At 56.7% G+C, this 7,061-nt stretch carries 1 protein-coding gene; it reads left to right on the forward strand.

Annotation, left to right across the window (positions count from 1 at the left end; all coding sequences use genetic code 11):
• Nucleotides 1-7,061 (forward strand): FG-GAP-like repeat-containing protein (locus ACUHMQ_RS19470; RefSeq protein WP_445297120.1); only part of this gene is annotated, 7,061 nt, incomplete at both ends.

The following is a 7,061-nucleotide window of genomic DNA, read 5'->3' on the forward strand; positions in this document are numbered from 1 at the left end:
GGGCACATCAAGCGAACTGGGTCGTCAAGTTCAGGCCTTTGCGGATATCAATGGTGATGGCATCAAGGATGTCATTGTGCAGTCGGATAGACAGCTTTACGCCGCCTATTCGATCAAGGGTCTGCTGGCAAAGGGAATCGGAACCATTCGGCCGGCGAGCAGTAGTGAGGATAAGACCACTGCCTACGCCTACGACAAAGCAGGGAGGCGGATCAGCGAAACGGTGGACCCCAATGGGCTGAAGCTGACCACCCACTTTGAATATGATGCTGCGGGCAATGTGGTAGCCAAACGCGATGCGAATGGCAATGCCACCCGGTTTGCCTACGACGCAGCAAATCGACTGGTAGGTCAGATTGATGCACAAGGCTATCTGACGGAGTACCGCTATGACGCCCTAGGGCAGAAGACCGCCGAGACCCGTTACGCCACCAAGGTCTGGGACGACACCAACAGTCCCTATTCTTCGTTGCAGCGTATCACCGTGGGTGATCCGGGTTATGCCGGCCAACGTTGGTTCATTGATATGAACAACGATGGCCGTGCGGATTTTATCCGCACGGTGGGGGCACTCAGCGGAGCGAACAGCCAAGCCGCGGTCAGTTACGCCAATGGCCAAGGTGTGATCAATGACCAAGGGATACGCTTCTTCCCGATCACTAACTGGGGACCGGAAGGGTTGCGTTGGTGGGCCGATGTGACGGGAGATGGTGTCGGCGACTTTATTCGACGCACTGATGGCGGTAGTTCCGCCCAGACCACCCTGGGCAACACGCAGGGCCCAGTGAATTGGAACCTGGATGACTGGGGGTATCCGGGGCCTCGTTGGTGGGTGGACTTTGATGGGGATGGCAAGGCAGACTATCTGCGAGCTGTAGGTGAACCGAGTGGACCAGGCAGGCTGCTCCGTGTGGACTTTGGGGCTGAAGATGGCACGACCATCCGTAGGCAGCCACTGTTTCTGGGTCCCGGCGACTGGGGTTATGAAGACCGTCGTTGGTGGGCGGACTTCGACGGAGATGGCAAAGCGGATTATCTTCGTGTCGTAGGTGATAAGACGGGACCGAATGCCCATTTGGCAGTCACCCTGTCCACGGGCACTGGACTCAAGGGGGACGGTGCTTATGAAGCTTATACCTTGGGCGCTATTGGTCAGGCCAATCGACTGGAACCGATTGACTGGAATGGCGATGGCAAGCTGGACCTGCTGATATACAAAGACGACGGGCTATATGCCTCCCAATTCGATGGGCAGCGCTACAGCACCCCTTTCCTCGTCAATCGTGATTTGGGCACATCAAGCGAACTGGGTCGTCAAGTTCAGGCCTTTGCGGATATCAATGGTGATGGCATCAAGGATGTCATTGTGCAGTCGGATAGACAGCTTTACGCCGCCTATTCGATCAAGGGTCTGCTGGCGAAGGGCATAGATGCGATCCGACCTGCGAGTGACAGTAAGGATCAGACCACCACTTACACCTACGATGCAGCGAACCGTAAGCTCACCGAAACCACCGATGCTGTCGACATCCGCACCAGCCCCGATGCCGCACCGCAACGTGTCCAGCTGGTCACGCGGTTTGACTATGACAGCATGGGTAATCTCGTCAAACGCACTGAAGCCGCCGGCATTGCCGGCATGGAGCGCGTCAGCGAGTTCGCCTACGACAGAGCCGGCCGGCAGACTACGCTCAAGCAGGTGGGGTTCGGGACGGTAGGCAGTACACCGGAGGTCGGTAACGATACGATCTACAACGGGACTGATCTGAACCGCACCAGCCTGGGTGAAACCCCGTTTACCCCAACCAGTACCACCTATTACGACAGCTTCGGCAATGCCGTGGCACACGAGGATGTGGGCGGCAACTGGCGTTACAAATCCTACGACAAGCTCGGCCGCATTATCCTGGAAACGGATGGCGAGGGCTATCTGACTGCCTACAACTACGACGCGATCGGTAACCGTACTTCGCTGGTTCGCCATGCTACCAAGCTCGATCTGGCGCCTGGTCGCAAAGAAGGTTACGACCTGAACCAGGAACGGTCAGCACTGCTGTTGCCCGATCGGGCCAGCCCGTATGACCGGGCGATCCTTTACCGCTACGACCAGGCTGGCCGGGTGATCGAGACGGTGGAACCGACTGCCTATCAGTTGAACCTGCAGGGCAACCTGGTGGAAGCGTCGGCAACCGGCAAGACCACGCGTAACCAGTACAACACGCAAGGATTGCTCATCAAGCAATCCGTCCTGGTCTCCCACGTCGGGACAACCCAGACCTGGGCCGACACCACTTTCTATTACGATGCGGCGGGCCGTAAGGTAGGGCAGGTCGATGCCGAAGGCTATGTCACCCAGTGGACTTATAACAGCTTGGGCAAGATGACGCGGGAAGTGCAATACGCAGCCCCGCTCAGCACCCAAGTCGCTGACTGTGGTCCAGGGGAAACAAACACGGCATCGATGTTTGAATTGCTGGTCTCCTCGGTGGTCAACAAGACTGACCCCGGTACTGGCGTGAACCGCAGCACCCGCTATGAATACGACAAGCTCGGTAACCGTACTGCCGAGATTCGCGAGAATATCGGTGGAGCGACTGTGAACGCCCAGGGGGGGGTGAGCTATACCAACGCTGACGTCGCCACCCGCAGCCGTTACGACCAATATGGCAATGTGATCGAAACCACCGATGCACGGGGTAACCGGGTATTCAACTATTACGACGCCCTGGGTCGGATGAGCCATCAGGCACAGGCGTCACAGCGGGTTGGTAATACCGACCACTACATCGTCACGCAGTACGAACGCGATGCGCATGGTAATGCGGTACGTACGACACGGTTTGCCGACACGATGACCTTGGCGGTGGGCGCAGAGCGCCCTGGCAGCCTGACTGTACCTGCCAGCAACAGTGGCGACCGCATCGAACAGCGCCGTTTCGACCTCGCCGGCCACCAGACCGAATACCGTGTAGACCTGCGCGCCGAGGATGGTGTGCTCGGCAACCAGATCCTGCAGAAGACCTTCTACGACAAGTACGGCCGTACGGCGCTGGAGTGGCATGCGGGCAAACAGGCAGGGGCACACAAAACACACGTAGATGCCGGTGTTTTGCTGACCACCAACTTGGTTAAGTCATTTGAGTATGACCGCGTAGGGAATCAGATCAGCACAAAAGAACGTTTCTCGCCACCAGGGGTGGTATCTGGTGATGCGGGGCAGAAAGAGAAGAAAACCGAGGTCATCTACAACGCCTTTGGCGAGATCACCGAGCGTAAACTCAACGGAATCACCACCAGCCAATATGATTACGACACGGCGGGTCGCATTTGGCGTCGTCAGGAAGCCGGCGTATGGACGGTGCAGTACTACAACCCCATGGGCTGGGAAGTGGCGCGGATTACCTCGCCCGATGAAAACGCTTTCTCGGGCGCCATTACCCCGGCCAGTCTGGCGCATACAGCCGTACTGTCCGGTAACCAGCTGCAAACAGAGGCCAGCGGACGATACCGCCGTACTTATACCCGCTACGACAAGCTGGGCCGGCAGATCAGCCAGACTGGTCCCGCGTTCACGAGCCGAGCCATCGGCAATACCGGCCTAGGATTGCAACTGGGCAGTCACGCTGGCCGAACCGTCATTCAGACGCCGGCTGATCTGGCAAACGAAGAGACAAACATCAAGCTGCGTTACACCGATAAAGCCGGGCAAGTCGCCTTGCAAGGTTTGGTGGCAAGTGTTGTGCATGTTGATGTAGCCGAGTTTGGTTTGAACAGCGGCGAAAGCATCCTGTTGCAGAAGGTCAGCCTGCCTTATGACTATCAGGCAACGGCAGGTACAAGCGAAGCGGACCTGATCGGCCATGCAGCCGGAATTCAGCACTATCGCTTAAGCCGCATTAACGACCAGTACTTCTTGAATCCGGAAGAAAAAGTTGTTAGCGCCACCTACCGCCCGACTACCCAAGCCCGCTTTGACCGCTGGGGCAATCGGATCAGCCTCACCGACGCCAGTGGTGCAGATACACGTTGGCATTACAACAGCCAGAACCAGTTGCAGGACGAGATCAGCGCAACGGTCGACAAGCAGAAAAATGGCAATAGCTCGCATGGCTCGGTGATCAAACGCTATGCCTATAGCCATACTGGCGATCTGATCGGCAGTTGGGATGGTAACGGCTATCTCACCCGCCAACAGTTCGACCAGTTTGGCCGTCTGGCCAGAACCACGCATGGCATATCAACCGAGAAACCGGAAGGTTGGGCAGGGGATGAGCATGCTTATGACCACCTTGGCCGATTGGCAACGACGGTAAGCAATATCGGCGACCGGCCGCTGGTTACCACCTACGATTACAACCGGCTGGACCAGCGCATTCTGGATCGCCGGCAGGGTGATGTGAATCGCCAGGCGCTCAGCGCAAGAGCCACCCCTTCTGGACCAAACTGGACCACGAAGGTATTGCTCACCCACTACGGTTACGATGCTGCCGGTAATCGCGTACGGGAGAATCACCTCGCGGAAGACGATACAAATGCCCAGCAAACGACCTGGTATGCGTATGGTACGCACGGCAAGGTCACCGACGTCGATGTGCTGCTTTCCACCCACGCACACAACACAGTTTACTCTGGAACGCGCCAGGCATTTACCTATGATCAGCAAGGTAATAAAACGAAAGAAAGTACTTTCTCGCGTTTTAACAACGATTACGTGGAAGAAAGCAAGAGTTGGCAATATGATTTGGCCACCAATCGCCTGACCAGCCATACCGATCTCGGCGGCAACACCTACAACCACTATCGGTATAACGGGCTGGGCCAGGTTGACCATTTTAACTATACGGTGGCCGGTAAAGACCCGATCACGCGCAGCCACCTGTATGACCAGGCAGGTCATCTGATTGAGCAGATCGACTACCGCGGCATGGACGTGCTGGGCGTACAGCGTTCCCGTTACGATGTCATGGGGCGTGTCCGCTTTGAATCAATGTCCCGACCCGGAAAAGGCAACTGGTATCAGGCGACCGACTATGATGCCTTGGGCCGTGTCCAGGCGGTATATGGTCCGACCGTGGCGGCACAGTATGGTTACGACGCCAACAGCAATCGCACCTATGTGAAGGGCATGCAATATACCAACTCACTTGTTGCTGGCATCCCGGATAAGGAGCACCACTACAGTTACGATGCATTGAATCGTGTCGTTGTAAGCCGGGGCTCAGTGAAGAATGGCACTGTTGAGGTTACAAATGGAAAAGGTGAGCGACTTTCCTATCGAGGCAGCAGTCAACAACGCACTGAAGTGTGGCGAACGACTGAGAATGGCAACCAGCAGGATAGCTTTACCTACGATAGTTTTGGGCAACAGGTCGACACGTATCGCCTGGATACTGCCGTCAACATCATGCACCCTGCGCTCAAGACACGTCGGGAATATAACTATCTGGGCCAAGTCACCTTGGAGGATAGCTATAGCGCAGACGGCCGACTTTCAGAGCGCACGCGTAATGCCTACGAAGTGACCGGGCAAGGACGATTGGCACGGCAGGAGACCCATAAGCTGGATGGCAAAACGCAGGCACAGCTCGATGCGCTCCCATTAAACGCCATCGTGCGGCTCACCGACTATAAGCCGAGCACTACGGTGCTGACCAACACCTACAAGGGCAGCAAGCTTACCAACTATACGTACGACGACTACACACACAATGTGCGGACGGATTTCTCGTTTGATCACCAGGCGTTTGAAAGCTGGCGGGAAGTTAAACAGCATCGTACCAACGGGACGACAGAAGGAAGCGGGACCAGTATCTCGACATTGGATGATTACGGCAACGTGATCTCCGTCAGCGACCCCCACGGCAGATTCAAGCAGCGGAATATGCTGGTAGACCTGAACGGCCGGGTGCTGCAGAAAACCAATGACAACGTGGCGGCGCACAAGGTCAACTACCTCTTTGTCGGTGGCAATACCGTGGCATCGAGCTATGGCGCAGGCGAAGAAGCCAACTTCGACTACACCAGTGCAGCACGTACCGGCACCCAGGCGCCGAACACCCAATCGATCTATACCGTCAACCAGGGTGACACGCTACGCACTATTGCGTTTGCGGTATGGGGCGACAGCAGCCTGTGGTACTTGATCGGCGATGCCAATGGCCTGACGGAAGGTGCCGACGTATCGCAGCCAATCGGTAGAAACCTACGTATTCCAAATGCCGTGTCGGCAGCCAACCGTGCGGACACGTTTGCGCCGTACAACCCCAGCCGGCTGGTGGGTGACACCACGCCGGGCTTGCCACCGCCACCACCGCCCCCCAAAGGCAAGTGCGGTGGACTGGCGCAGGTGATCGGCATTGCCGTTACCGTTATGGCGACCCTGGCAACAGGCAATCCCGCCATTGGTGCAACTGCAGGCGATATGGCGCGGCAATACAGCTATGCCGCCTTCAACAACCAGCTCGACTATGGCGACCTGCTGTTACGTGGTCTGCCATTCGGCATTATCGGTGGGGCGATACTGGGGGGTGACCTGAAGCGTCCGCCCGGGTTCACCAAGGATTACGAATACGACTACAAGAGTACGGTTAGAGCAGCAGCGGCAGCGGCTATTTCGGAGTACGGGGTTAAAGACAATATCGGGTGGGCAGGTGCCGCCAAGTATGCCGTGCAAGGCACGGCCATGTATGCAACCAACTACGGCTTGAACCGCTTACAAGGCAACGACCCGACTTTCCGTTGGCGTGAAATTGCCGGTGCCGCGCTGGGCAATCAGCTAGTAGGAGATTTAGCAGATAGTGGCAAACTGCCTGATGCAAACGGGGTTGTCGGGATGTTTGTGAACAAGATGATCCTCGGCGCTACCTATCGTACGGTACAGATCGCCATCAATGGTCAAGGCAAAATGGAGTTTGCCAATATCGCTGTTTCGGCGTTCGGGGATGTGCTGGGTAACAGCATTGCCGGGAATGGTCGTAACTGGGTGGGACCTGCCAAGCCGGTCGTAGCACCAGTGAGTGGGTCGTCAGGTCGTAACTGGCTGTTGGATGACATTCCAGACG

Source organism: Chitinimonas violaceus, assembly GCF_052601015.1.